The sequence below is a fragment of the Methylobacterium sp. J-026 genome (assembly GCF_022829585.1).
Lineage (GTDB): Bacteria > Pseudomonadota > Alphaproteobacteria > Rhizobiales > Beijerinckiaceae > Methylobacterium.
In genome coordinates, this window is sequence record NZ_JAKSYC010000351.1 from 46243 (window position 1) to 68684 (window position 22442).

21 protein-coding genes and 2 pseudogenes are annotated in these 22442 nt (G+C 69.5%); 14 read left to right on the top strand and 9 right to left on the bottom strand.

What is annotated here, in order from left to right:
- Positions 1-93: 93 nt before the first annotated feature.
- On the top strand, positions 94-1410 hold the full coding sequence (locus MKK69_RS30495) for a homoserine dehydrogenase (RefSeq protein ID WP_243973914.1): 1317 nt from the start codon (positions 94-96) through the stop codon (positions 1408-1410).
- Between the two features lie 207 nt (positions 1411-1617).
- Complete coding sequence (gene glpX, locus MKK69_RS30500) at positions 1618-2601, top strand: class II fructose-bisphosphatase (RefSeq protein WP_243973915.1); 984 nt, start codon at positions 1618-1620, stop codon at positions 2599-2601.
- 114 nt (positions 2602-2715) lie between these two features.
- Here glpX and MKK69_RS30505 read toward each other — a convergent pair whose 3' ends face one another.
- Positions 2716-3645: a L,D-transpeptidase gene (locus MKK69_RS30505; protein ID WP_243973916.1), complete on the bottom strand. Its 930-nt coding sequence runs from the start codon at positions 3643-3645 to the stop codon at positions 2716-2718.
- Between the two features lie 536 nt (positions 3646-4181).
- On the opposite strand from MKK69_RS30505, the gene MKK69_RS30510 reads away from it, so the two are divergent.
- From MKK69_RS30510 to MKK69_RS30535, 6 genes are all read left to right on the top strand, one after another.
- Entirely contained in the window at positions 4182-5432 is a 1251-nt protein-coding gene (locus MKK69_RS30510) for a nitrate/nitrite transporter (protein WP_243973917.1), read from the top strand.
- Between the two features lie 313 nt (positions 5433-5745).
- Positions 5746-7038, top strand: a complete 1293-nt coding sequence (locus MKK69_RS30515; RefSeq protein WP_243973918.1) for an MFS transporter — start codon at positions 5746-5748, stop codon at positions 7036-7038.
- Positions 7039-7044: 6 nt separating this feature from the next.
- The gene (locus MKK69_RS30520) at positions 7045-8265 is read left to right on the top strand and encodes a CaiB/BaiF CoA transferase family protein (protein ID WP_409564919.1); all 1221 of its coding nucleotides are present in this window, start codon (positions 7045-7047) and stop codon (positions 8263-8265) included.
- A gap of 23 nt (positions 8266-8288) precedes the next feature.
- A complete protein-coding gene (locus MKK69_RS30525) occupies positions 8289-9101 on the top strand; it encodes an enoyl-CoA hydratase/isomerase family protein (protein WP_243973919.1) in 813 nt (270 codons plus the stop codon).
- Between the two features lie 173 nt (positions 9102-9274).
- Complete coding sequence (locus MKK69_RS30530; protein WP_243973920.1) at positions 9275-9418, top strand: hypothetical protein; 144 nt, start codon at positions 9275-9277, stop codon at positions 9416-9418.
- Positions 9415-10050, top strand: coding sequence for a PIN domain-containing protein (locus tag MKK69_RS30535; protein ID WP_243973921.1), 636 nt, complete (start codon positions 9415-9417; stop codon positions 10048-10050). The genes MKK69_RS30530 and MKK69_RS30535 overlap by 4 nt, the downstream gene beginning before the upstream one ends.
- A gap of 222 nt (positions 10051-10272) precedes the next feature.
- On the opposite strand, the gene MKK69_RS30540 is transcribed toward MKK69_RS30535, so the two are convergent.
- From MKK69_RS30540 to dctP, 3 genes are read right to left on the bottom strand one after another with little or no spacing between them, the layout of a single operon-like run.
- Positions 10273-11625, bottom strand: coding sequence for a TRAP transporter large permease (locus MKK69_RS30540; RefSeq protein WP_243973922.1), 1353 nt, complete (start codon positions 11623-11625; stop codon positions 10273-10275).
- Positions 11622-12314, bottom strand: coding sequence for a TRAP transporter small permease (locus tag MKK69_RS30545; RefSeq protein ID WP_243973923.1), 693 nt, complete (start codon positions 12312-12314; stop codon positions 11622-11624). The genes MKK69_RS30540 and MKK69_RS30545 overlap by 4 nt, the downstream gene beginning before the upstream one ends.
- On the bottom strand, positions 12311-13333 hold the full coding sequence (gene dctP / locus MKK69_RS30550) for a TRAP transporter substrate-binding protein DctP (RefSeq protein WP_243973924.1): 1023 nt from the start codon (positions 13331-13333) through the stop codon (positions 12311-12313). Before dctP ends, MKK69_RS30545 begins: the two co-directional genes overlap by 4 nt.
- 179 nt (positions 13334-13512) lie before the next feature.
- Between dctP and MKK69_RS30555 the strand changes: the two genes are divergently transcribed.
- Complete coding sequence (locus tag MKK69_RS30555; protein ID WP_243973925.1) at positions 13513-14166, top strand: GntR family transcriptional regulator; 654 nt, start codon at positions 13513-13515, stop codon at positions 14164-14166.
- Positions 14167-14241: 75 nt separating this feature from the next.
- On the opposite strand, the gene MKK69_RS30560 is transcribed toward MKK69_RS30555, so the two are convergent.
- The 4 genes and pseudogenes from MKK69_RS30560 to MKK69_RS30575 all read right to left on the bottom strand — a co-directional run bounded on the left by MKK69_RS30560 (position 14242) and on the right by MKK69_RS30575 (position 19428).
- Complete coding sequence (locus MKK69_RS30560; protein WP_243973926.1) at positions 14242-14922, bottom strand: GntR family transcriptional regulator; 681 nt, start codon at positions 14920-14922, stop codon at positions 14242-14244.
- A 59-nt stretch (positions 14923-14981) separates the two neighbouring features.
- Positions 14982-17933: an FAD-binding and (Fe-S)-binding domain-containing protein gene (locus MKK69_RS30565; protein ID WP_243973927.1), complete on the bottom strand. Its 2952-nt coding sequence runs from the start codon at positions 17931-17933 to the stop codon at positions 14982-14984.
- Between the two features lie 127 nt (positions 17934-18060).
- Positions 18061-18712: pseudogene (locus MKK69_RS30570) on the bottom strand (SDR family oxidoreductase).
- A gap of 2 nt (positions 18713-18714) precedes the next feature.
- Positions 18715-19428: a GntR family transcriptional regulator gene (locus MKK69_RS30575; protein ID WP_243973929.1), complete on the bottom strand. Its 714-nt coding sequence runs from the start codon at positions 19426-19428 to the stop codon at positions 18715-18717.
- Positions 19429-19527: 99 nt separating this feature from the next.
- Here MKK69_RS30575 and MKK69_RS30580 point away from each other — a divergent pair, with 99 nt between their 5' ends.
- From MKK69_RS30580 to MKK69_RS31465, 5 genes and pseudogenes are all read left to right on the top strand, one after another.
- Entirely contained in the window at positions 19528-20451 is a 924-nt protein-coding gene (locus tag MKK69_RS30580; protein ID WP_243973930.1) for a 3-hydroxyacyl-CoA dehydrogenase, read from the top strand.
- A 2-nt stretch (positions 20452-20453) separates the two neighbouring features.
- Positions 20454-21383 carry a 3-keto-5-aminohexanoate cleavage protein gene (locus MKK69_RS30585; RefSeq protein ID WP_243973931.1) on the top strand — a complete coding sequence of 310 codons (930 nt, stop codon included), beginning with the start codon at positions 20454-20456 and terminating at the stop codon, positions 21381-21383.
- Positions 21384-21441: 58 nt separating this feature from the next.
- Complete coding sequence (locus MKK69_RS30590) at positions 21442-21672, top strand: antitoxin (RefSeq protein WP_243973932.1); 231 nt, start codon at positions 21442-21444, stop codon at positions 21670-21672.
- A complete protein-coding gene (locus MKK69_RS30595) occupies positions 21669-21815 on the top strand; it encodes a hypothetical protein (protein ID WP_243973933.1) in 147 nt (48 codons plus the stop codon). Before MKK69_RS30590 ends, MKK69_RS30595 begins: the two co-directional genes overlap by 4 nt.
- A 27-nt stretch (positions 21816-21842) precedes the next feature.
- Positions 21843-22040, top strand: a pseudogene (locus MKK69_RS31465) (PIN domain-containing protein); the annotation flags it as partial.
- An 83-nt stretch (positions 22041-22123) separates the two neighbouring features.
- On the opposite strand, the gene MKK69_RS30600 reads toward MKK69_RS31465, so the two are convergent.
- Complete coding sequence (locus MKK69_RS30600) at positions 22124-22438, bottom strand: DUF167 domain-containing protein (protein ID WP_409564920.1); 315 nt, start codon at positions 22436-22438, stop codon at positions 22124-22126.
- Between the last annotated feature and the right edge of the window lie 4 nt (positions 22439-22442).

Here is a 22442-nt window from a genome sequence, read left to right on the forward strand (position 1 = left end):
CGGCCGTTTCCTTGCAGCCGGGACGGAATTCTTGCAGAACTGCGCCGCATCGGGCGCCCCGACCGTCAGGGCCGCCCGGGCACGGAAGGGGTCATGACAGTGAGCTTTCGCCTCGGGATCGCCGGGCTCGGCACCGTCGGTGCGTCCGTGGTCCAGATGGTCGAACGCCGCCGGGCGGCGCTGACCGCTTCGGGCCTCGACCTCCGCGTCACGGCGGTCTCGTCGCGCGACCGCAGCCGCGACCGCGGCCTCGACCTGACGGGTATCGACTGGTTCGACGATCCGGTCGCGCTCGCGCGTTCGGAAACCGTGGACTGCGTGGTCGAGCTGATCGGCGGATCCGGCGGCCCCGCCAAGGCGGTGGTCGAGGCGGCCCTCCAGGCCGGCAAGCCGGTGGTGACCGCCAACAAGGCGCTCCTCGCCCACCACGGTGCGGCCCTGGCGGCCCTCGCTGAGGAAAGGGGCGTCGCCCTCGCCTTCGAGGCGGCGGTGGCCGGGGGCATCCCGGTGATCAAGACCCTGCGTGAGGGGCTCCCCGGCAACACGATCGCCCGCGTCTACGGGATCCTCAACGGCACCTGCAACTACATCCTCAGCCGGATGGAGCGCGAGGGTCTGACCTTCGAGGCCTGCCTCAAGGATGCGCAGGCGCTCGGCTATGCCGAGGCAGATCCGACCTTCGACGTCGAGGGCTTCGACACCGCCCACAAGCTCGCGATCCTGACGAGCCTCGCCTTCGGCACCGCTCTCGACGCCGAGGGCGTCTCGGTGGAGGGGATTTCGCGCGTCCAGCCCCTCGACCTGCGGATGGCGGACGAACTCGGGTACCGGATCAAGCTGCTCGGTGTGGCGCAGGCCATCGAGTCGGGGATCGAGCAGCGGGTGCATCCGACGATGGTGCCGAAATCCTCGGCGATCGCGCAGGTCATGGGCGTCACCAACGCAGTCACCATCGACGCGGACGCGGTCGGCGAATTGACCCTGATCGGTCCCGGTGCCGGCGGCGCGGCGACGGCCTCCGCCGTGGTGGCCGACATCGCCGACGTGGCGCGCGGCATCGTGCGCCCGACCTTCGGCGTCCCGGCCGTCACGATGCAGCCCAGCGAGCGCGTCGAGATGCAGCGCCACGAGGGCGGGTACTACATCCGCCTCACGGTTCACGACCGTCCGGGCGTCGCCGCCGGTGTCGCCCAGCGGATGGCCGAGCGGGAGATCTCGCTGGAGAGCATCCTGCAGCGCCGGACCGAGGGGGCCGGCACGGATCCGCGCGGGCGCTCGGGCCGGCCGGTGCCGCTGGTCCTGATCACCTATGCGGCGACGGAGGGCACCATCCGGGCCGCGCTCGATGCCATCGATGCGGACGGGCTGCTCGCGGAGCCGCCGCAGGTGATCCGAATCGAGCGTGAGTAACGGCACCGCCCCGATCCGCAATCCGCGATCCCGCTGCGCAGGTCGATGCCACGGCTGTGATCCGGACGCGGTCTTGGGCTGCCGGCGGTCCGGCCTTACGACGGTCCATCAGGCATCGGAGCGCGGAACTTAGGCTGAACGTCTGCCGCGCGACGGCATTAAACCGGTATCCGACTTCAAGATCGGGCCGGACAGAGGCAGGAAACGATGGCTGATGCACCAAGGTCCGTCTCGCGCGGGGTTCCGCGCATGCTCGCCCTCGAACTCGCCCGCGTCACGGAACGCGCCGCCATCGCGGCCGCACGCCTGCGCGGCAAGGGTGACGAGAAGGCCGCCGACCAAGCGGCGGTCGATGCCATGCGCGACGAACTCAACGGTCTGCCGATCCGCGGAACCGTGGTGATCGGGGAGGGCGAGCGCGATCAGGCGCCGATGCTGTTCATCGGCGAGCAGCTCGGGCGGGGTGAGGGGCCCGAGGTAGACATCGCCGTTGATCCCCTCGAGGGCACGACGCTCTGCGCGAAGGACATGCCGGGCGCCATCGCGGTGATGGCGATGGCCGAGCGCGGCTCCCTGCTCGCGGCCCCCGACGTCTACATGCAGAAGATCGCCATCGGGCCCGGCTACCCCCCGGGCCTCGTCGATCTGGATGCGAGCGCCACCGACAACGTCATGGCGCTGGCCCGGGCCAAGGGCGTCGAGCCGCAGCAGATCACCGCGCTCATCCTGGACCGGCCCCGTCACGCGGCGCTCGTGGCCGAGGTGCGGGCGGCGGGCGCCGCGGTACGGTTGATCTCGGACGGCGACATCGCCGGCATCATCTTCACGGCGAGCCCCAAGGAGACCGGCATCGACCTCTATCTCGGGATCGGCGCGGCGCCGGAGGGGGTCCTCGCCGCCGCGGCGATGCGGTGCATCGGCGGCCAGATGCAGGGTCGGCTGATCCTCGACACGGCGGATCGCCGTCGCCGGGCGGCCGAGATGGGCATCGAAGATGGCGATCGGAAATACGACCTCACCGACCTTGCGAGCGGCGACGTGATCGTGGCCGCCACGGGGGTCACCGACGGTGCGCTCCTGCGGGGCGTCCGGTTCCAGCCCGACCGGATCCAGACCGAGACGGTGGTCTACCGCTCGGAGGCCGGCACGGTCCGCCGGATCCTCGGCGAACATCGACGCGGGCTGAGTTGAGGCGCCGCGCCGCCGCGCCCCGATCGGACTTGGCCCGCGGGACGGAGACGCCAGATCGTGAAAACGGATTCACGCGCGGTCCAGAAGCCCGGCCCCGGCGTGAAGCCCGCGCCGTCAGTTCAGCACGACCACCTTGCTGCCGACATTCACGCGGCTGAACAGGTCGATCGCGTCCTGATTGATCATCCGGATGCAGCCCGACGAGACGCTCTTGCCGATCGAGAACGGCTCCAGGGTGCCGTGGATCCGGAACAGCGTGTCCTTGTTGCCCTGCCAGAGGTACATGGCCCGCGCGCCCAGCGGATTGCGCAGGCCGCCGGCGACGCCGAGGCCGCTCTGGAGCTTGTCGACCTCGCTCGCCAGTTTCGGGCTGCGGGCGATCATCTCCTTCGGTGGGTACCAATCCGGCCAGGCCTGCTTGGAATTGACGGTCGCGTTGCCGGACCACGCGAAACCCTGCTTGCCCACCCCGACCCCGTAGCGGCGCGCCCGGCCGTTCTCCTGGACCAGCGTCAGCTGGTGGGCGCGCGGGTCGACGATGATCGTCCCGGGCTCGTAGGGGCCGTGATAGGCGATCTCCTGGCGCAGGAAGGCCGGGTTCATTTTCTTGTAGTTGAACGGCTGAACCGGATACACGTCGTCCGTGACCGGCCCGTAGGCCTTCGCGTAATCGATCGGTTCGTTGTCGGGCGCCCGAAGCACGGCCCTGGCCTTGGCGGCCTCGAGCGGCGAGAGCCCTTCGGCCGGCGGCACGGCGCCGGGACGGGCCGGGACGGTGGGATTCACGTCGAGGCTCGCGGCGGGCGGTGCGGCCGGAGTCGCGGGCGCAGGACGAACGATGTCGGCCCGCCCGGTATAGGGCAGGTAGCGCCCGTTGCGCCGCACGTAGAGCGCACCGTTCTGATCCTGATAGAGCTGCCCGTCGTCACCGAATCCATCGATGCCGGACTCGCCGACAGGGCCGCGGCCCTGGGCATGAGCGGTCGTGGCGAACGCGATGACGGCGAGGCCGGCCAGGAGCAGGCGGCGGATCGGGGCGGACATGCGATGATTTCCCTGGAAGGCGACGCCGGCTGTCGAGGCGGCGCGCGATCGAGCAGACCCGTACGAATATGGGGTCCCGCCCAGTCCGTGACTTAGCAAATATCCCGCGCGGCCGCCAAGTTGAACCGGCGGGCACGAACGTCCTGGAGGACATCGGGACCCTTTCTGCGCCGCGGTGTTGCCGTTGTGCCTCAACGGTTCCCGCGGTCCCCGATGAAGAGACTGGTTCGGCGCAGTTCCGGACGGCACAAGACGCGCGCTCGTCTCTGCCGCTCCGCCGCCCGTTTGCTCGGCACGCCTGCCTTGAACGGCGGCATCGGTGATCCGGGACCGGAGCCCGACCGGGATAGTCGGCCGAGCGATCAGCGGCGGCAACGCGGGCGGCGGCCGGTCTGGCACGCTTGCTGCTTTGCCGAGAAGGCCGCGCGTGCCGCGGCAGCGGAGCAACGGCGCTCCAAACAGCGGACGGTGTGAGTCCGGATCCCCCGGCATGAGCGGCCGCGTGACGGTTCGCCCACTTGAGACGAGCACCAGATATGGCCAGCTTCAAGACGGTGATGAAGTCGGGGCACCCCCCGACGCTGTTCGCCGCGTTTCTCTACTTCGATTTCTGCTTCGCCATCTGGGTCCTGAACGGCGCCATGGGCCCGTTCATCACCGAGACCTTCAAGCTCTCGCCGGCCCAGACCGGCTTCATGATCTCGCTCCCGATCCTCGCCGGGGCGCTGATGCGGTTCCCGCTGGGGGTGCTCGCCCAGTATATCGGCCGGAAGAACGCCGCGATCACCGAGATGAGCGTGATCATCCTGGCGATGGCCTACGGCTACTTCGCGGTCTCGTCCTACAGCGACGTGCTCGCCATGGGCGTGCTGCTCGGCATCGCCGGCGCGTCCTTCGGCGTGGCGCTGTCGCTGGGTTCGGGCTGGTTCCCGCCCGAGCATAAGGGGCTCGCCATGGGCATCGCCGGCGCCGGCAATTCCGGGACCGTGCTGGCCGTGCTGTTCGCCCCGCCGCTGGCGCAGGCCTATGGCTGGCAGACGACCTACGCCTTCGCGGGCGTGGTGATGCTGATCCCCCTGGCGGTCATGATCGTTCTGGCCAAGGAGCCGCCGGACAACGCGCATCAATCGTTCAAGGAGCACATCTCCTGCCTATTCACCAAGGACGGCTGGGCGTTCTCGCTGATCTACGTGATCACCTTCGGCGGCTTCGTCGGCCTGTCGAACTTCCTGCCGACCTTCTTCTACGAGCAGTTCGCCGTCACGAAGGTCGAGGCCGGGCGGCTGACCATGCTGGCCGCCTTCATGGGCTCGGGCATCCGGATCGTCGGCGGCTATTTCGCCGACCGGATGGGCGGGATCGCGGTTCTCTCGGTGGTCCTGCTCGCGGCGATCGCCACCTTCCTGTCGCTCACTGCGACGCCGTCGCTCGCGCTCACCACGCTCCTGTTCATGCTGTGCTTCGCGGCGCTCGGCGCCGGCAACGGCGCGCTGTTCCAGCTTGTGCCGCTGCGCTGGCCCAGCAACACCGCTGTCGCGGGCTCGATGATCGGCGAGGTCGGGGCCCTCGGCGGCGCGATCCTGCCGAACGTCATGGGGCTGTCGAAGCAATATACCGGCTCGTTCTCCATTGGCTTCATCGGCTACGCCGCCTTCACCGCGATCGTGCTCGGCTGCCTCGCGCTCTGGCAGCGCAAATGGGTCGGCCGCTGGGTCGGGCCGCGGGGCAAGGCGCTGGGCGGCGACGCCGATGCGCAGACGGGTGCGCTGAGGCCCGCCACCGCCTGACGCTGCCGGAGCAACATCGCTGGCGCATCATCCCGGACATGGGACCCGGGATGATGCGCTTTCGCCGTCAGCGCCCGATCGAGATTTTCCGAGAGCCGGCGCCTCTCCCTCAGGCCGATGCCGCGTGGCCCTCCTTGGGCGGCAACACCGCCGTTTCTGCGCAACTGTGGAGATTGGCTCGCTCAGAGGATGTTTCGGCGTTGCCTTCCCCGGCGTAACGCGTTTGAATAATGCATTACGAGAGAGCGTCCGGCCCTGCGGCCAAGGCGCCGGGCGACCGCGAGACGCGGCGCCATCTGTGGAGGGACGGTCGATGTCGAAGCGCATCAGCGCCACGAACGGCGTGCTCGGCTTGCTGTGCGTGATGTATTTCATCACCTACCTGGACCGGGTGAACATCGCGACCGCCGGCGCCGAGATCATGCGCGATTTCGGCATGTCGAAGACCGATTTCGGCTTTATCCTCTCGGCCTTCGCGTATCCCTACGCGATCTTCCAGGTGATCGGCGGTTCGGTCGGCGACAAGTTCGGCGCCCGGCGCACGTTGCTGGCCTGCGGTGTCATCTGGGCGGTGGCCACCATCCTGACCGGCCTCGTCGGCGGTGTCCTCAGCCTGTTCCTGGCGCGGGTGCTTCTGGGCTTCGGTGAGGGCGCGACCTTCCCGACCGCCACACGCGCCATGCAGAATTGGACGGCGCCCGGCCGGCGCGGCTTCGCGCAGGGGATCACTCACGCCTTCAGCCGCCTCGGCAACGCGGTGGCGCCCCCGATCGTCGCCTTCCTGATCTATCACTTCGGTTGGCGGACGAGCTTCGTGATCCTCGGCGCCGCCAGCTTCATCTGGGTGGCGATCTGGTACCTCTATTTCCGCGACGATCCCTCGGACCATCCCGCGATCACCCGCGCGGAACTCGACACGCTGCCCCCGCCCCGCAAGGTCGGCGCCAAGCAATCCGTGCCCTGGGGCGCCCTGACCCGGCGCATGCTGCCGGTGACGGTCACGTATTTCTGCTACGGCTGGACCCTGTGGCTATTCCTCGGCTGGCTGCCGAGCTTCTTCAAGGAGAATTACAGCCTCGACCTGAAGAACTCGGCCCTGTTCGCCTCGGGCGTGTTCTTCGCCGGCGTCATCGGCGATACGGTCGGCGGCGTGATGAGCGACTGGATCCTGCACCGTACCGGCAAGGTGAAGCTCGCCCGGCTGTCGGTGATCGTGGTCGGCTTCCTCGGCGCCGCCGCGAGCCTCGCGGGCGTGTTCCTCACCCGGGACCTTACCCTGGTCGCCCTGCTCCTGTCCTCGGGCTTCTTCTTCGCCGAACTCGTGATCGGGCCGATCTGGTCGGTACCCATGGACATCGCGCCGAAATATGCCGGCACGGCGAGCGGCCTCATGAACACCGGCTCGGCCGTGGCGGCGATCGTCTCGCCGATCGTCTTCGGCCTCATCGTCGATCTGACGGGGAGTTGGACCCTGCCGTTCATCGGTTCGATCGGCCTGTGCCTGCTCGGCGCCGGTCTCGCCTTCACGATGCATCCCGAGCGGGAATTCGCCGAGCCCGCCACCGGGCCGGTCGCGCCCGTAGCGACCGTGACGGCCGCGGAGTAGGATCCGATGATGGCGCCTGATGGACGGTCCGGCCCGCTCGCCGGCATGCGGGTCATCGAACTCGCGCATATCATGGCCGGCCCGGTCTGCGGGCTGATGCTCGCCGACATGGGCGCGGAGGTGATCAAGGTCGAGAAGATGGACGGCGACGATACCCGCCGCACCGTCCCGCCCGCCCTGGAGGGCGAGAGCGCCGCCTACATGATGATGAACCGCGGCAAGCGCGGGATCAGCCTGGACCTGAAGGACCCGGACGGGGTGGCTGTCCTGCGCCGCCTGCTCGGGGGTGCGGACGCGCTGATCGAGAACTATCGCGGCGGCACCATGGAGCGCCTCGGCCTCGGCTACGAGACCCTGCGGCAGGACTTTCCGGCGCTCGTCTACTGCTCGCTCTCGGGCTTCGGCCGCACGGGACCCTACGCCGACCGCGCCGGGTTCGATCTCGTCGCCCAGGGCATGAGCGGGCTGATGTCGGTGACCGGGGAGGGCCCGGGCCGGCCGCCGATGAAGTGCGGGCCGCCGGTGACCGACATCACCGCCGGGATCCTGGCCGCGATGGGCGTGCTCGCGGCCTACGTCAACCGGCTCCGGACCGGGCAGGGGCAGGCGGTCGATACCTCGCTGTTCGAGGCCGGGATCACCCATACCTACTGGCAGTCGGCCATCGCCATGGCCACCGGGATCGCCCCCGGGCCGATGGGCTCGGCCCATCCCCTGAACGCGCCCTACGAGGCCTTCGAGACCGCGGATGGCTGGATCACCATCGGGGCGGCCAACCAGACCAACTGGCTGCGCCTCCTCAAGGCGATCGGCGCCGAGTCCCTGGCCGAGGATCCGCGCTTCGCCCTCAACCGGGACCGGATGGCGAACCGCCACGACCTCGCCGCCACGCTCGCGCCGATATTTTCCGCGGAAACCTCGGAGGTCTGGCTGGCACGCCTGGAGGCCGGCGGCGTCCCGGCCGGTCCGGTGCTCGACGTCAACGCCATGCACCGGGATCCGCAGACGCTGGCCCGCGCCATGGTGGTCGAGGTCGATCACCCGCGGGTCGGGCGTATGAAGACGCTGGGCCTGCCGGTGAAGTTTTCGGAGACCCCTGGCCGAGTCCACGGCCCGGCGCCGTTGCTCGGCGAGCATTCCCGGGCGATCCTGGCGGAGGCCGGTTATACCGCCTCCGAGATCGACGGCCTGATCGACCGGGGCGTGGTTCGCGAGACCGTGGCTTGAGCCGGCGACCCGGAGGATCAGCGATGAATGCCACGCCCGCCACCGACGAGCTTCTGTTCACCACGGACGAGGCCGGCATCGCCCGGATCGTGCTGAACCGGCCCCAGGCCCGCAACGCGATGACCTTCGCGATGTACCAGGGCCTGATCACCTGCTGCGAAGCGATCTCCGCGGACCCGGCCGTCAAGGCGCTGATCATCACCGGCGCCGGCGACAAGGCCTTCGCGGCCGGCACCGACATCGCCCAGTTCCGCAGCTTCACCATCGCCGAGGACGCGCTGGGCTACGAGCGGTTCATGGACCGGGTGCTCGGCACCCTGGAGCGCCTGCGCGTGCCGACCATCGCGGCGATCGCCGGGGCCTGCACCGGGGGAGGGGCCGCCATCGCGGCGGCCTGCGACCTGCGGATCGCCACCCGGGACGCCCGCTTCGGCTTCCCGATCGCCCGGACGCTGGGCAATTGCCTCAGCCTGGGCAACCTCAAGCGGCTCTCCGGGCTGATCGGACCGGCCCGGGTCAAGGACATCATCTTCACCGCCCGCCTCGTCGGGGCCGAGGAGGCCCTGGCTATCGGCCTCGTGGGCGAGGTGGTCGACGACCGCACGGCGCTCACCGAGCGGGTCGATACCCTGGCGCAGCTGCTGGCCGGGCACGCGCCGCTGACCATGCAGGCCACCAAGGAGGGGCTGCGCCGGCTCGCCGAGGAGGAACCCGCCGCCGACGGGGCGCCGCATCCGGGCGATGACCTGATCCTGATGTGCTACATGAGCCAGGATTTCCGCGAGGGCATGGAGGCCTTTCTCGGCAAGCGCTCCCCGGCCTGGACCGGGCGCTGAGCATGGCGCCGCCGCCACCAATAAGTTGAAGGTGGCGCGGCGTGAGGCTAAGTTAGAGAGGCGCACCGAGAAGCGGCCCTTTGGCGATGGCGGTCTCCACGTTCCCCCGTGCCCGATCGACCAAGACTGGCGAGCGCAAGACCGCCGGGCGGAAGCACGTGCCGGAGGCTGTCATGCGGGCCGAGACCGCACGCCGGGATTTCGAGCGCATTGCCGGTCTGATCGCTGCCGCCGGGCCGCTGGCGCCGGGCACCGAAGCCATGAGCGACCTTGAGATGCTTGAGGTGGCCACCGCGCTCGCAACCGCCAGGACGTGACGGCAGGCGCCGGTTCTGCCGCCGGCGGTCGAGAACCGCGGCGCGCGGTTCTGCGTGTCTGCCTGGATGTGAATGTCTGGATCGCCTACCTGCTGGCTCTCCAACAAGGCCGCGTCGGCACGGTGCCTATGCGCCTCGTCGCGATGGTTCAGGCCGGCGCCGCAGGGACCATCCCACTTCAACTGATGGTGTCGCAGGAAATGCTCGGCACCCTGGAACACGTATTGAAGCGGCTCGGATTGCCGGACCACCTTGCCGAAGGGTTTCCCCAGGCGATCGACGGACTGATGCGGGTCGGCCCGGAGACGCTCGATCCGGCCTTGCTCACGGCCGGGCGCGATCAACTCGCCATGAGGGATCGCGAGGATGCGGGCGTGCTGGCCTTCTGCATGGTTGATCGCGTGGATCTTTTGGTCACCGATAATCTGGCGGACTTTCTGACAAAGGATTCCGAACGCCGTGAGACGCAGCTTGTCACCCGGACGAATGGGATCACCCGCCAGCTCTTCGTCCTGCTCCACGAGCGGGTCGATGGGGTTTCGCTTGCCGTGGCTCACCCGATCGATGCTGTCGCGTGGCTCGCCGCCGACTTTTGGCCAGATCTGGCCTCTCTGCGGCAACGCTATCCTTGACCATCCGCTCTGGCCGATCGCCGCGATGGATCGGCTTTGCGGCCCGGATGTCACCGCAAAGCCGCGTCACGTCGCGACACGACGTGTGACCCTCACAAGTCGCCGATCACCCATACCGCTGCTGGTCATCGACCCAAACGGCCGCGGCCATGAGGCCGCCCGCGATCCGCAGCATCAAGGCCGCCGCGGATCGTGTGGGTCTGCCCTCGGACGGCCGTCGCGCTAATGCGTGCTGGCGAGGAGCCAGTCCGGCAGCCACAGGGCGATGCCCGGCACCAGGCACAGGATCAGGATCGCCACCGCCATCAGCAACACGAAGGGCAGGGTGCCCCAGATGATGTCCGAGAGCGGGATGTCCGGGGCGATGTTCTTGATGACGAAGATGTTGAGCCCCACCGGCGGGTGGATCAGACCCATCTCCATGGTGATGGTCATCACCACGCCGAACCACACGAGGTCGAAGCCCGCGGCCTTCAGCGGCGGCAGAATGATCGGCGCGGTCATCAGGATGATCGAGACCGGCGGTAGGAAGAAGCCGAGCACGATCACCAGCGCCAGGATCGTGACCAGCAGCAGCCACGGCGACAGCTGCATGGCGACGATCGCCGACGCCGCCGATTGCGAGATGTGCAGGTAGCTCATCACGTAGGCGTAGAGCAGCGACATGCCGATGATCAGCATCAGCATGGTCGATTCGCGCAGCGTCGCGATCAGGATCGGGCTGACGTCCCGGAACCGCCAGACGCCGTAGATCGCGGCGATCAGCGCGAGCGCCAGCAATCCGCCGAGGCCCGCCGTCTCCGAGGGCGTGGCGTAGCCGCCGTAGAGGGCCACCATCACGCCGGTCAGCAGGATCACGAAGGGCAGCACCCGGGGCAGCGTCGAGAAGCGCTGCGCCATGCTGTACTGGTCGTCCGCCAGGATCGGGGAGGCCGGTCTGCCGCGCTCCAGGGCCGTCTTGGCCGCCGCGTATTCCGAGCGGAAGCGGACCATCGCCCACGCCGCGAACAGGCTCACGAGCAGCAGCCCCGGCCCGATCCCGGCCAGGAACAGGCGGCCGAGCGACTGCTCGGAGGCGACCGCGTACAGGATCATGGTGATCGAGGGCGGAAGCAGGATCCCGAGGGTGCCGCCGGCCGCGATGATCCCGGCGGCGAAGCCCGGCGAGTAGCCGCGCTTGCGCATCTCCGGGATGCCCGCCGAGCCGATCGCCGAGCAGGTGGCCGGGCTCGAGCCCGCCATGGCGGCGAACAGCGCGCAGGCGAAGACGTTGGCGATGCCGAGGCCGCCGGGGATGCGGTGCATCCAGGCATGCATCGCCGAGTAGAGATCCTGGCCGGCCCGGGACCGTCCGATCGCCGCGCCCTTGAGGATGAACAGCGGGATCGACAGCAGGGTGATGGAGGCCATCTCCTCGTAGACGTTCTGCGCCACCGTATCGAGGGAGGCGCCCGGCATGAACGCCACCATGAAGGCGAGGGCGACGAAGCCCAGCGCGAACGCGATGGGGATGCCCGCGAGCATCGCCCCGAGGGTGGCGCCCGCGTAGAGGACGCCGATCGCCGCCGTGCTCATCGCTCGACCTTCGCGGTCACCGTCTGCCCCATCGGATCGGGCCCCCGGGGTGAGACGGCGGGGGCGTCGTGCATGTCACGGTTGATGTCGGCCCCGAGACCGATCTTGGGCTTGGCCCATCCGGCGGCCCGCGGGCCGTAGGCCAGGGCCTCGGCGATCTGGAGCGCCAGTTGCAGGCACAGGAGACTCATGCCGACCGCCATGAGGGTGTAGGGGATCCAGAGCGGCGGACCCCAGGTCGATTGTGAGGTCTGGCCGTCGACCCAGGCCTCGTGGTCGAGCGACCAGCTCTTCCAGGCGAAGAACAGGCAGAAGGCGAGGCTGACCATGTCGGCGAACAGCAGCCGGACCCGGTTGACCGCCGGCGACAGCAGGCCGGTCAGCGCCTCGATCGCCACGTGTCCGCGCTTGGCCTGGACGCCGGCGGCCGACAGGAAGGTGGCCCCGATGATCAGGAACACCGCCATCTCGTCCTGCCACTCCGTCGGCTCCTTCAGCAGGTAGCGGACGACGACGCTGTGGGTGAGCACGAGGCAGGCGCCGACGAGGCAGAGGCCGCCGAGCCCGAGGATGACCCGGTTCAGCACCCCCATCGTGCGGTCGAACAGGCCGAGCAGGCCAGGCACGCGTGGCGCATCGGCGGCGCGCGCCTCCGGTCCCGCCGTGGCCGCGTCGAAAGCGTGGCTCACGCGACCTGCTCCGCGAGCTTCAGCAGCTCGGCGCAATTGGCGTTCCGGCCGGCATAATCCTTCCAGGCGGTGGTCTTGGCCAATTCGCGCCACTGGCCGAGCGAGGTCTCGTCGAGCTGCGAGACCTTCGCGCCGGCCTTCGAGAAGATCTCCTCGACGCGGGTGTCGTCCTCCTTGGCGCCCGCCTGCCCGAAGGCTTCGAGTTCGCCGCCCACCGCCAGGATCAGGTCCTGCTGGTCCTTCGGCAGACCGGAGAACACGATCTTCGACATCATGATCGGTTCGAGCATGAACCAGTACGACCGCTCGCGCCCCGAGGTCAGGGCCTTGGACAGTTCCTCCAGGCGGAAGGAGATCAGGCTCGTCGAGGAGGTGATCACCGCGTCGCAGGCCCCGGTCTGCATCGCCGCGTAGGATTCGTTCGACGGGATGGAGAGGGTGGCGGCGCCCGCCTCCTTCATCATCATGTCCATCTCCCGCGATCCGCCGCGGACCTTCATGCCCCTGGCATCGGCCGGCGAGACGAGGGGCCGTTCGCGGCTGGCGACGCCCCCGGCCTGCCAGACCCAGGAGACCAGAACGATCCCCTTGGCGTCGAGGATCTCGGCGAGCTTGCGCCCCACCGGCGCCGACTTCCACGACAGCGCCTGGGCATAGGAGGTCACGAGGGCCGGCATCAGGCCGATGTTCAGTTCCGGAACCTCGCCGCCGGCGTAGGGGCTCGGATACAGCGACATGTCGAGGGCGCCCTTGCGCATCGCGCCGAACTGGGCGTTCGTCTTCATCAGCGACGACCCGGGATAGACCTGGACTTCGAGGGCGCCCTTCGAGCGCTCGGCCACCGTCTGGGCGAACTTCCGGCACATGCGGTCGCGGAAGTCACCGTCCTCGATGGTCCCGCCCGGGAACTGGTGCGACAGCTTCAGCGTGGTCGCCGCCCGCGCCGATCCCAGGCCGAACCGCAGGATCGCAGGTGTCGCAAGAGTAGTCGCGATCAGCGAACGACGAGTCAGCGTCATGTGGCTCTCCCGCACCGCAAGCATCGCGGCGATGTTTTTGTGCGTCGCACAAACACGACACCGTGTATGCATGAAGAACATCGATGTATACTTTGTCAATCCATAAGCATACGTCTACCGGCGTCCGCTGGGCAGCCGTTGCGCGTCCGGCTGCTCCGCCGGGGAGGGGAAACGGAAGGATGAGCCACGCCCAGCGTCTGAAGCAGCGGATCGAGGACGAGATCGTCTCGGGGGAACTCGCCCTCGGGGCTCGACTCGACGAGAATCAGCTCGCGACGCGGTTCGGCGTATCGCGCACGCCGATCCGGGAAGCGCTGCTGCAACTGGCCGTCACCGGGCTCGTCCAGACGAAGCCGCGCCGGGGCGCGATCGTGAGCGCGCCGGAGCCGCACCTGCTGCTCGCCATGTTCGAGACCATGGCGGAGATCGAGGCGGCCTGCGGACGGCTCGCGGCCCGGCGCTTCACCCCCGACGATGCCACCGCCCTCCAGGACGCCCTGTCGGGCTGCCGTGCCGCCATGGCGAAGGCGGATGCGGAGGCCTACTACGCCGAGAACTACGTGTTCCACACCGTCGTGTATCGGGCGAGCCACAACGCCTTCCTGGCCGATCAGGCGCTGTCGCTGCACCGTCGGCTGGCCCCGTATCGCCGCCTGCAGCTGCGGGTGCGTCAGCGCCTGCCGCAATCCCTGGCCGAGCACGAGGCGATCGTGGCCGCCATCGTGGCCGGCGACGCATCGCAGGCTGCCGAGGCGTTGCGCAACCACGTCCTCGTGCAGGGTGACCGGTTCACCGATCTCGTCGCCGGCCTGCGAGCGCCGAATGCCGCCTGATCCGGACCGCGCCTGCACCGCATGCGATTCGCAGCCTCGCGGCGCCCGTTCCGGACGCGCGCCGGCCTGGCGCCGTCAGACGGCCTCGACCGCCCCGTAATTGGCCGCGATCACCGGCTTCTTGCCCCGGATGTGTTCGCGCATGAGGGTCGCCAGCGCGGTGCCGTCTCGCGTCCGGAGCAGCGCGATCATGCGTTCGTGCTCGGAGACCGCGCGGGCCCATTGATCCGGGGTCTGATGGGCCGAGTAGCGCGAGCGCTGGATCCGGCCCGACAGGCTCTCGTAGATGTTCGCCAGCACCGCGTTCCGGCTGGCCGCCATGATGGCTTCGTGGATCCGGCGGTTGTGGCCGAAATAGCCAGCCTCGTCGCCCGCCTTCCAGGCCGCCACCATCGCCTCGTGATCGGCCGCGATGGCGTCGATCTCGCCATCGCCGATCGTGCGGCAGGCCAGGTCGCCCGCGGTCGCCTCGAGGCCGGCGATCACCTCCATCATCTCCTCCAGCTCGGTGTCGGAGATGCTGGCGACCCGCGCGCCGCGGTTCGGGAGCAGTTCGAGGAGGCCTTCCGTGGCCAGGATCTTGATCGCCTCGCGCAGGGGCGTCCGCGAGATGCCGAAGCGCTCCGTCAATTCGCCCTCGTTGATCCGCGCCTTCGGCTCCATCTCGCCGGACCGGATCAATTCGCGCATCCGATCCGCCACTTCGTCGTGAAGATAACGGCGGCTGATGCCGATCCCGGGTTCGATCTTGTTCATGGTCCCCCGACACGGGCAGGTCTGAGCGACCCGCTGTCCATGTGTAGGTGTCCGGCAATTCAGTGTCGAGGCACGAGCGCTCGATCCAGAACGCGGACCACATGTTCCGCCTGAATACCGAGCCCGTCGTGGATCTGATGTCGGCAGCTCGTGCCGTCGGCCACCACGAGATCGCCCGGTGCCGCCGCACGCAGCGCCGGGAACAGCGACAGTTCGGCCATGGCAAAGGACGTCTCGATCGATTCCGGCCGGTACCCGAAGGCCCCGGCCATGCCGCAGCAGCTCGACTCGATCACCCGCAGGTCGAGACCGGGCACCGACCGCAGGACCGTCTCCACCGAGCCCATCAGGCCGAAGGACTTCTGGTGGCAATGCCCGTGCAGATGGGCCACGCGGCCACCCTGATGCGCCAGCGGGAGCTCGATCCGCCCGGCGGCGAGATCGGCGGCCAGCAGTTCCTCGACCAGCACGGATTGCCGGGCCAGCAGGGCCGCGTCGGCGCCGGGCAGGAGCGTCGCGAATTCGTCCCGGAAGGTGAGGAGGCAGGACGGCTCCAGGCCGACCACCCGCGCCCCGGCCCGAACGAAGGGTAGCAGCGTGTCGATGGTCCGCCGGGCCTCCTGCCGGGCCCGGTCGGTCTGGCCGGAGGCGAGCCAGGTCCGGCCGCAGCAGAGCGGGCGCCGGCCGCGCGCCGGGAAGACGCGGTGCAGGCGATAGCCCGCGGCCCGCAGCACGCGCTCGGCGGCCTCCAGATTCTCCCGCTCGAAGGCGCGGTTGAAGGTGTCGCCGAACAGGATCACGTCGCGGAAGTCCCCGGCGACGTCGCCCGGATGGGCGGCCTCGCCCTGCTCGCGCCAGGGCCGGCGCCAGCGCGGCAGCGAGCGCCTGGCCGACAACCCGGCCACCCGCTCCGACAGCCTGGCGAGCGCGGGGAGTCGATCGCGCAGGTTGAGGAGCGGCGCGAGCCGGGCGGCGGCCCCGGCGTAGAGCGGCATCAGGGCGATCAGGCGCTCGCGCAGCGGCAGCCCGTGCCGGGCGTGGTAATGGTGCAGGAACTCGATCTTCATCTTGGCCATGTCGACGCCGGTGGGGCATTCCCGGCGGCAGGCTTTGCAGGAGACGCAGAGATCGAGGGTCCGCTTCATCTCCGGGCTGGTGAAGGCGTCCGCGCCGAGCTGCCCCGAGATCGCCAGGCGCAGGGAATTGGCGCGGCCCCGGGTCAGGTGCTGCTCCTCGCGGGTCACCCGATAGGACGGGCACATGGCCCCGCCGACGAGCTTCCGGCAGGTCCCGTTGTTGTTGCACATCTCCACGGCGGCGCCGAAGCCGCCCCAGTCCGACCAGTCGAGGGCGGTCTTTACCGGCTGCGTCGCGGCGTAGTCGGGCTTGAACCGGAACAGCGACCGGTCGTCCATAATCAGCGGCCGGACGATCTTGCCGGGATTGAGCCGATTTTCCGGATCGAAATCGTCCTTCACCGTCTCGAAGGCCCGGGCCAGGATCGGCCCGAACAGGGGGGCGATGTATTCGGAGCGCGAGATGCCGTCGCCGTGCTCGCCGGAATAGGAGCCCTTGTACCGGCGCACCAGTTCGGAGGTCTCCTCCGCAATGGCGCGCATCCGGCGCACGTCGCCGCCGTCCTTCATGTTCAGGATCGGGCGCACGTGCAGGCAGCCCACCGAGGCGTGCGCGTACCATGTCCCGCGGGTGCCGTGCTTGGTGAAGACCTCCGTGACCGCGTCCGTGTAATCGGCGAGATGCTCCAGCGGCACCGCGCAATCCTCGATGAACGAGACCGGCTTCGCGTCGCCCTTCATCGACATCATGATGTTGAGGCAGGCCTCGCGGACCTCCCAGACCGATTTCTGGCGGGCCGGCTCCACGACCTCCACGACCGCGTCCGGATAGCCGTGATCGGCCATGCAGGCGGTCAGCCGCTTCAGGTCGCGGGTGAGGGCGGCGCGGTCGTCGCCGGCGAATTCCGTGAGCAGCAGGCAGTTCGGCCGGCCCCGGGTGATGTCGGCCAGGGTTGTGCGGAACAGGGGAATGTCGGCCCCGAGCACCAAGACGTTGTTGTCCACCAGCTCGACCGCCACCGGGTCCAGGGCCACGATATGCCGCGTGGTCTCCATGGCGGCCCGGAAGGACGGGAAATGGCAGACCCCCATCACCCGGTGTGCCGGGAGGCGCGACAGCTTCAGCGTCACCGCGGTGGTCGCCGCGAGGGTCCCCTCGGACCCCACCAGCAGGTGCGCGAGGTTGGGCCGCGCCTCGACCAGCGCGTCGAGATTGTAGCCGCCCACGCGGCGCTGCACCTTCGGGTAGCGCGCCGCGATCTCGTCCCGGTGCCCGTCGGCGAGGGCGCGCATGCGCTCGGCCAGGGCCTGAATCCGGCCCGAACCGGTCACCCCCGATCCGGCATTGCCGGTGAGCCCGAACCCGAAGGCCTCGCCGTCGTGCAGCAGCGCCTCCAGGGCGAGGACGTTGTCGCTCATCTTGCCGTAGCGCAGAGAGCGGGCGCCGCAGGAATTGTTGCCGGCCATGCCGCCGATGGTGCAGCGGGTGGCCGTGGACGGCTCCACGGGGAAGAACCATCCGTCGGCCTTCACACGGGCGTTCAAGCGCTCCAGGACCATGCCGGGCTCGACCGTGATCGTGCCGGCCTCCGGATCGTAGGCCAGCACGCCGTTGAAATGCCGCGCGCAATCGACCACGAGGCCGGAGCCGATCGGCTGGCCGTTCTGAGAGGTGCCGCCGCCGCGCAGGATCACCGGCGCGCCGTAATCGGCGGCGATCCGCAGGGTGGCGGCAATGTCGGCCGCCGAACGCGGCAGAACCACGCCCGCCGGCATGATCTGATAGATCGACGCGTCGGTGCTGTAGCGGCCACGGGTGAAGGCGTCGAAGCGCGCCTCACCCTGCAGTTGCTCGGCCAGCCGGCGCGCCAGGCCGGCATCCAGGCGCGCCGCCGCGCGCGGCGCCGTCGCGATCTGCGCCCTCGTTCCCGTCACGGCCGCGTCCTCCCGTGGTGGTTCGATTCCACCTGCGGCTGATTGTATTCAAAATTCAGCCGTTCGGGAATCGCCTTCGCGCGCCTGCGCGATTCCGGCGCGGGCTTTGGCCGTCGCGGTCGTGCATTCAGGACAGCATCCGCGTGTCACCATCGATCGAGATCGCCTGGCCCGAGATGGTCCGGCCGCGGGGCGAGCAGAGGAGCAGGATCTGGTCGGCGAGCTGGCGGGACGAGTCCGGGCAGGATCGCGTTCACCCGGATCCCGTCCCCACCGAGTTCGATGGCCAGCGATTTGGTGAAGCCGATCACCCCCCATTTGGCCGCCGCGTAGGGGCTGCACAGGGCGAAGCCGAACTTGCCGGCGGCCGAGGACAGGTTGACGATCGAGGCGTTGGCGCTCTGCCGCAGATGCGGCACCGCGAGCCGGGCGCAATTGAACTGGCTGGTCAGGCACACGGTGAGGCACTGATCCCACGCCTCGGGGGCGATCTCCTCCACCCGGCCGGTCGGTCCGGCGATGCCGGCATTGTTGATGAGCACATCGAGGCCGCCGAGATGCGCGACCGCCGCCGTCATCATCGCCGCGACGGCGTCCCGGTCGGCCACGTCGGTGCGGCAGCGGCCGACATTCGCCGGCAGCCCGTCCAGCGCCTCCGGGTCGATGTCGCAGGCGAAGACCCGGGCGCCTTCCTCCAGAAACGCGTCGACGAGCGCCCGCCCGATCCCCGCGGCGCCCGCCGTGATCAGAACCCGCAGGCCGGCGATACCGAGATCCATGGTCACTCCTCCCCGTGCACGTCCCGCAGGCCGCCGCGGGACAGGATGAAATCAGCCGCCTCGCGGATGTCCGCCGCGATGGCGGCGGCGGCCGCCGGGCCGTCCCGCGCCGCGATGGCGGCCAGCGCCTCGGCATGCCGCCGGAGCGCGAAGCCCTGGCGCAGCCGCTCCGGGCAGCCGCGCAGGTCCAGATTGATGACCGGGCCCGCCTTCAGCCAGAGGCGGCCGATGATCTCCCGCAGGGGGGCGAGCCCGCAGGCGCCGTAGATCGCGAAATGCAGGTCGCGATTGCGTTGGACGGCCTTGGACAAGTCGGTGTGCGGCGATTCGGCCTCGGCCCGGAACGCCGCCTCGGCTCGCCTAATGGCGTCGAGTTCGGTCTCGGTCCGGCGCTCCGCAGATCGAGCCGCCGCGATCCCCTCCACGGCGATGCGTGTCTCGGCGAGCGCCCGGAACGCCCCGGCACTCATGATCGGCACCCGGATGGCCCGCGCCGGTGACACCTCCAGCACGCCCTCGGCCACGAGGCGGCTCACCGCCTCCCGGACCGGCATCACCGAGACGCCGAACGCCGCCGCACTCCGGCGCAGGGACAGCCGGTCGCCGGGGGCGAGCCGGCCGGAGGCGAGCAGGTCCGACAGCGCCGCGTAGGCGGTGCCCGACAGGGTCTGGCGTTCCAGCTGCGGGAGATCGGCCAGGGCCGCCGGTGAGTCCATGATCGGAGACTAGACGAAACCCGCGCGGTGCCGATAGTGATCTGTGATCACAGCACGTGGCGCGCCAACGCCGTTCGGCGGGGTCCTGGGAGGGCTGTCATGACCGAGAGCGTTGCGATCGTGGGCGCCGGCCTGATCGGGCGGGCCTGGGCGATGATCTTCGCCCGCGCCGGGTGGGACGTGCGCCTGTTCGATGCCGCCGACAACGTGGCCCCGCATGCGATCCCGCTCTGCGTCGAGGGGCTGCACACGCTGGCGGCGCACGGGCTCTGTTCCGCCCCGGAGACGGCCGGGCGACGGATCTCGGCCGTCGCGTCCCTCCCGGAATGCCTCGACGGCGTTGGCTTCGTCCAGGAGAACGGGCCGGAACGGCTCGACGTGAAGCAGGCCCTGTTCGCCGAGCTGGACGCGCTGGCGCCGGGGGAGGCGGTCATCGCCTCGTCCTCCTCGGCGATCCGCTGCTCGCTGTTCACGGAAGGGTTGCCCGGCCGCGGGCGCTGCCTGATCGGCCATCCGGTGAACCCGCCGCACCTGATCCCGCTGGTGGAGATCTCCGGCGCCCCCTGGACCGCGCCGGAGGCCCTGGCCCGGGCGCGGGCGGTCTACGAGGCGATCGGCCAGGTACCGATCACCGTGCTCAAGGAGATCGAGGGCTTCATCCTCAACCGGCTTCAGGGGGCCCTGCTGGCGGAGGCCTTCCGCCTCGCCGCGGAGGGCTACGTGACCCCGCAGGACCTCGACAAGACCGTCTCGGACGGGCTCGGCCTGCGCTGGAGCTTCATGGGGCCGTTCGAGACCATCGAGCTGAACGCGCCGGGCGGGATCGCCGATTACTGCGCCCGCTATACCGACTTCTACAAGCGCCTCGCGGCCGATCCGGCGCCCCCCTCGGTCTATGCGGCGGACGCCACCGCGGCGATCCTGGCGCATTGGCCGGCGCCCGGCGACCTGCCCGCCCGCATGGGGCGCCGGGACGCAAAACTCGCGGCGCTCCGCGCCCACAAGATGCAGCAGAGGGACTGAGAATGGCGACCCAGCGGAAAGTCATCATCACCTGCGCGGTGACGGGCGCGATCCACACGCCCAGCATGTCGCCGCACCTGCCCGTGACCCCCGAGGAGATCGCCGACGCCGCCATCGGCGCCGCCGAGGCCGGCGCGGCCATCGTGCATCTCCATGCCCGCGACCCGGAGACCGGCCAGCCGGACCAGTCGCCGGAGGCCTTCGCCAAGTTCCTGCCGGTGATCAAGCAGCGCTCGTCCTGCGTGGTGAACATCACCACCGGCGGCGCGCCGACCATGTCGATCGAGGAGCGGGTGCGCCCGGCCGCGACCTTCCAGCCCGAGGTCGCCTCGCTGAACCTCGGCTCGATGAATTTCGGCCTGTTCGGCATGCTCGATCGCTTCAAGGACCTGAAGCACCAATGGGAGCGGGATTACCTCGGCAACAAGGACATCATCTTCCGCAACACGTTCGGGCAGATCGAGCACATCCTGACCACCTGCGGCCCGAACGGGACGAGGTTCGAGTTCGAGTGCTATGATACGGCCCATCTCTACAACCTGAAATACTTTTTCGACCGCGGGCTCGTACAGGCGCCGCTGTTCATCCAGACCGTGTTCGGGCTTCAAGGCGGGATCGGCGCCCATCCCGACGACGTGATGCACATGAAGCGCACCGCCGACCGGCTGTTCGGCGATCAATACCGCTGGTCGGTGCTGGGAGTGGGCCGCAACCAGATGAACATCGCCGCCATGGCGGCCGCGATGGGCGGAAACGTCCGCGTCGGGCTGGAGGACAGCCTGTGGGACGGCCCCGGCAAGCTCGCCGAGACCAACGCCGCGCAGGTGCGACGCGTCCGCTCGATCATCGAGGGGCTCGGCCTGGCCATCGCGTCCCCCGACGAGGCGCGGGAGATGCTGGCGCTGAAGGGCGGCGACAAGGTGGCGTTCTGAGGGGCGCTTGACGCGCGCTTCCGAGGCCGCGAGCGCCGGCATATGCCGGGAGGTGGCGGTGGAACGCATCGCGAAAGTGGTCAGGAATAACCGCAGCCCGACCGTTCGGATTCCGAAGGCGTTCGAACGGCCTGGCGACGAGGTGGCGGTCTCGCGGCCAGCCGACGGCAGCCTGGTCCTCCGGCCGAGACTCGGGCTTGTGGTCCTCATCGCCTCGCTGGAACCGCGTTCGCCCGAAGACACGTTGGACGCGATCCCGGATCTCGACGCCGAGGACGTTGTCCTTTGAGCGGTCTGATTCACGATCTGCTCGATACCGACATCCTGTCGGATCTCATCAACCGCGGACGTGACAGCCCGGTCGCCGCGAGGCTCGACGGGTGCACGGCCAACATCTGCACGCGCATCGTTGTGGCGGCCGAGATCCGGTAGGGCGTTGCGCGGAAAGGGTCCAAGGCTCTTGCGGATCGCACCAGAACGGTCCTCGCGGCGATCCCGATCGTGCCCCTGACAAGTCCAGCGGATCACCAGTACGGCGCGATACGCGCGGTCGTGGAGAAGCGGGGCACGCCGATCGGACCGAACGATCTCCTTATTGCCGCCCAATGCCCGGCCTCGAACCTGCGGCTGGTCAGCGCGAACCGCGACGCATTCCGCCGGGTGCCGGGGCTTGAATGCCAGAATTGGCTCGAGGCGCCTGCGACCGGCGGCCTGGCGCAGTCGCGTCGCCGCACGCCGGCCTATGTCGGCTCGCCGAAGGCCCTGGCGAGGGCATCATCATGGATGCCCGCAATATCCAGGCGCTTCACCCGCCCCTGGTGGCCGGCCACGATCCTGACTGCGCCGCCCGCGACCCCGAGGGCATCCGCGATCAGCCGTTCGAGGGCCGTGTTGGCCGCCCCGTCGACGGGCGGGGCCGCGACGCGCACCTTGAGGCAGGGCGCGCCATCCGCATCGCGGATCCATCCCTCCACGGCGTCGCGGCCGCCGCGCGGGGTCAGCCTCACAGTCAACCGCAGCGGTTTGGCCGCCGGCTCCGGCGGTCGTCGCGCCACCGCC

Coding starts and splice junctions, on each gene's coding strand:
- MKK69_RS30495 (WP_243973914.1), top strand. CDS start 94: ATGACAGTGAGCTTTCGCCTCGGGATCGCCGGGCTCGGCACCGTCGGT.
- glpX (WP_243973915.1), top strand. CDS start 1,618: ATGGCTGATGCACCAAGGTCCGTCTCGCGCGGGGTTCCGCGCATGCTC.
- MKK69_RS30505 (WP_243973916.1), bottom strand. CDS start 3,645: ATGTCCGCCCCGATCCGCCGCCTGCTCCTGGCCGGCCTCGCCGTCATC.
- MKK69_RS30510 (WP_243973917.1), top strand. CDS start 4,182: ATGGCCAGCTTCAAGACGGTGATGAAGTCGGGGCACCCCCCGACGCTG.
- MKK69_RS30515 (WP_243973918.1), top strand. CDS start 5,746: ATGTCGAAGCGCATCAGCGCCACGAACGGCGTGCTCGGCTTGCTGTGC.
- MKK69_RS30520 (WP_409564919.1), top strand. CDS start 7,045: ATGATGGCGCCTGATGGACGGTCCGGCCCGCTCGCCGGCATGCGGGTC.
- MKK69_RS30525 (WP_243973919.1), top strand. CDS start 8,289: ATGAATGCCACGCCCGCCACCGACGAGCTTCTGTTCACCACGGACGAG.
- MKK69_RS30530 (WP_243973920.1), top strand. CDS start 9,275: ATGCGGGCCGAGACCGCACGCCGGGATTTCGAGCGCATTGCCGGTCTG.
- MKK69_RS30540 (WP_243973922.1), bottom strand. CDS start 11,625: ATGAGCACGGCGGCGATCGGCGTCCTCTACGCGGGCGCCACCCTCGGG.
- dctP (WP_243973924.1), bottom strand. CDS start 13,333: ATGACGCTGACTCGTCGTTCGCTGATCGCGACTACTCTTGCGACACCT.
- MKK69_RS30555 (WP_243973925.1), top strand. CDS start 13,513: ATGAGCCACGCCCAGCGTCTGAAGCAGCGGATCGAGGACGAGATCGTC.
- MKK69_RS30560 (WP_243973926.1), bottom strand. CDS start 14,922: ATGAACAAGATCGAACCCGGGATCGGCATCAGCCGCCGTTATCTTCAC.
- MKK69_RS30575 (WP_243973929.1), bottom strand. CDS start 19,428: ATGGACTCACCGGCGGCCCTGGCCGATCTCCCGCAGCTGGAACGCCAG.
- MKK69_RS30580 (WP_243973930.1), top strand. CDS start 19,528: ATGACCGAGAGCGTTGCGATCGTGGGCGCCGGCCTGATCGGGCGGGCC.
- MKK69_RS30585 (WP_243973931.1), top strand. CDS start 20,454: ATGGCGACCCAGCGGAAAGTCATCATCACCTGCGCGGTGACGGGCGCG.